We start from the raw sequence: 3,175 nt of genomic DNA on the forward strand, positions 1-3,175 counted from the left end.
ACGTTCTTTGACATAGAGGAAAACAGAGTAAGAAAAAGAGAGTGTGATTACCTAGTCGTAATCACCCTGAGCTCGACTTCTGGGTTACCAGAGGTCACTACGAGAAGTAGATAAGGGCACACGGGGGATGCCTAGGCTCTCAGAGGCGACGAAGGACGTGATAAGCTGCGATAAGGCCAGGGGATGGGCACATACCATGTGATCCTGGCATTTCCGAATGGGGCAACCCCCTACTTTGAAGAGGTAGGATCTTGTTTCTTTGTAGACAAGAGGCAAACCCGGGGAACTGAAACATCTAAGTACCCGGAGGAACAGAAAATAACATATGATTCCCCAAGTAGTGGCGAGCGAACGGGGAGGAGCCCAAACCGGGTTGGTTACGGCCAGCGCGGGGTTGTAGGACCTCAAGATCTGATTGTGTAATCTTAGTTGAAGGGCATGGGAAGGCCCACCAGAGACGGTGAGAGTCCGGTAGACGAACTGATTACGCACGGTAGAGGATTCCTGAGTAGGGCGGGGCCGGAGAAACCCCGTCTGAATCCAGCGGCACCATCCGCTAAGGCTACATACTCCTGAGAGACCGATAGTGAACTAGTACCGTGAGGGAAAGGTGAAAAGAACCGGGAATACCGGAGTGAAAAGAACCTGAAACCGTGTGCTTACAAGCAGTTAGAGGGGTTTTGTGCCCTGATAGCGTGCCTTTTGCATAATGAGCCTACGAGTTACTCCTCTCTGGCAAGGTTAAATGACTCAAGTCATGGAGCCGCAGCGAAAGCGAGTCTGAATAGGGCGCAGAGTCAGAGGGGGTAGACGCGAAACTTTGTGATCTACCCTTGAGCAGGATGAAGGTTGGGTAACACCAACTGGAGGTCCGAACCAGTTTCCGTTGAAAAGGATTTGGATGACTTGAGGGTAGGGGTGAAAGGCCAATCAAACTGAGAAATAGCTCGTACTCCCCGAAATGTATTTAGGTACAGCGTCGAGGTGGAGTCAGCGGGAGGTAGAGCTACCGATAGGACTAGGGGGTGTCACAGCCTACCGAATCCTGACGAACTCCGAATGCCCGTTGATATACTCGGCAGTGAGGCGTGGGGTGCTAAGGTCCCATGCCGAGAGGGAAAGAACCCAGACCATCCGCTAAGGTCCCTAAATTCGGACTAAGTTGAACAAAGGAGGTCCACTTGCTTTGACAGCCAGGAGGTTGGCTTGGAAGCAGCCATTCCTTTAAAGAGTGCGTAACAGCTCACTGGTCGAGCGAGAGGGCATCGATAATACGCGGGCATCAAGTCCGGTACCGAAGCGATGGATTTGCCTTTTAGGCAAGTGGTAGGGGAGCATTCTGGTCAGCGGTGAAGGTGCGTCGTCAGGCGAGCTGGAGCGGCCAGAAAAGCAAATGTAGGCATGAGTAACGATAAAGGGGGTGAGAAACCCCCTCGCCGATAGACTAAGGTTTCCTGCTCAACGCTAATCGGAGCAGGGTTAGTCGGGACCTAAGGCTAAGCCGAGAGGCTACGTCGATGGACAGCGGGTTGATATTCCCGCACCTAGGATTTGGAGTGATGCAGTGACGCAGAAGTGAAAGTACCGCGAGCGGACGGAAGTGCTCGTTAAAGGGTGTAGGTAGAGGTAAGGTAGTCAAGTACGCCTTGCTTGCTGAAACCTGATAGTACCTGGAGGCTTCGGCCAACGGGATAGTGTACCTAATCAGACTGCCAAGAAAACCTGCTAAGCGTTTACTGAATTCTAGCCCGTACCGCAAACCGACACAGGTAGTCAAGGAGAGCATCCTGAGGCGCTCGAGTGAATCACGGCCAAGGAACTCGGCAAAATGGTCCTGTAACTTCGGGAGAAGGGACGCTTCCTTGCAGCAATGCAAGAAGCCGCAGTGAAAAGGCCCAGGCGACTGTTTAACAAAAACACATGGCTTTGCGAACGCGTAAGCGGAAGTATAAGGCCTGACACCTGCCCGGTGCCGGAAGGTTAAGAGGGGAACTTAGCGCAAGCGAAGGTTTGAATCGAAGCCCCGGTAAACGGCGGCCGTAACTATAACGGTCCTAAGGTAGCGAAATTCCTTGTCGGGTAAGTTCCGACCTGCACGAATGGTGTAACGATCTGGGCGCTGTCTCAGCCGTGAGCTCGGTGAAATTGTAGTCTCGGTGAAGATGCCGAGTACCCGCCACGGGACGGAAAGACCCCGTGCACCTTTACTATAGGTTGACATTGATGCTGGACAACACATGTGTAGGATAGGTGGGAGGCTGTGAACCCGGGCCGCCAGGTCTGGGGGAGCCAACGTTGAAATACCACCCTTGTGTTGTTTGGCACCTAATCTGGAAACGGAAACAGTGTCTGCTGGGTAGTTTGACTGGGGTGGTCGCCTCCAAAAAAGTATCGGAGGCTTTCAAAGGTCCGCTCAGTACGCTTGGTAACCGTACGCAGAGCGCAATAGCAGAAGCGGGCTTGACTGTGAGGCCTACAAGCCGAGCAGGGTCGAAAGACGGATATAGTGATCCGGTGGTTCCGCATGGAAGGGCCATCGCTCAAAGGATAAAAGGTACGCCGGGGATAACAGGCTGATCTCCCCCAAGAGCTCATATCGACGGGGAGGTTTGGCACCTCGATGTCGGCTCGTCACGTCCTGGGGCTGGAGAAGGTCCCAAGGGTTCGGCTGTTCGCCGATTAAAGTGGCACGCGAGCTGGGTTCAGAACGTCGTGAGACAGTTCGGTCCCTATCTGTGGTGGGCGTAGGATATTTGACAGGACCTGACTTTAGTACGAGAGGACCGAGTTGGACCAGCCGCTCGTGCACCGGTTGTGACGCCAGTTGCAGCGCCGGGTAGCGACGCTGGGATGAGATAAGCGCTGAAAGCATCTAAGTGCGAAACTCACCTGAAGATGAGATATCCGATTAGAAGAGTCGTCGGAGACCACGACGTTGATAGGCCCTAGGTGTAGAGCGCGAAATCGCACAGCCGAGGGGTACTAAGGACTCGAACACTTCTGTAGCACATGAGCGCTACCCTTTCTTTTTCCTACTCTGCCTCTATGTTAAGACTTTGGTGAGTACAGGCGGCTAGTCGGTACTTCCCCTTTGATAATGGTGGCTTTAGCCCGGGTGTTCACCTCTTCCCATTCCGAACAGAGTCGTTAAGCCCCGGAGCGCCTATGGTACTGC

General features: G+C 53.4%; 2 rRNA genes. Both read left to right on the plus strand.

The features are described 5' to 3' along the window. The first annotated feature begins 100 nt into the window (after positions 1–100). Positions 101–3,005 (plus strand): 23S ribosomal RNA (locus GGU46_RS21850). A 91-nt stretch (positions 3,006–3,096) separates the two neighbouring features. Continuing rightward, positions 3,097–3,175, plus strand: a 5S ribosomal RNA gene (rrf, locus tag GGU46_RS22675); the annotation flags it as partial.

This window comes from Hymenobacter latericoloratus (assembly GCF_014199535.1).
Lineage (GTDB): Bacteria > Bacteroidota > Bacteroidia > Cytophagales > Hymenobacteraceae > Hymenobacter > Hymenobacter latericoloratus.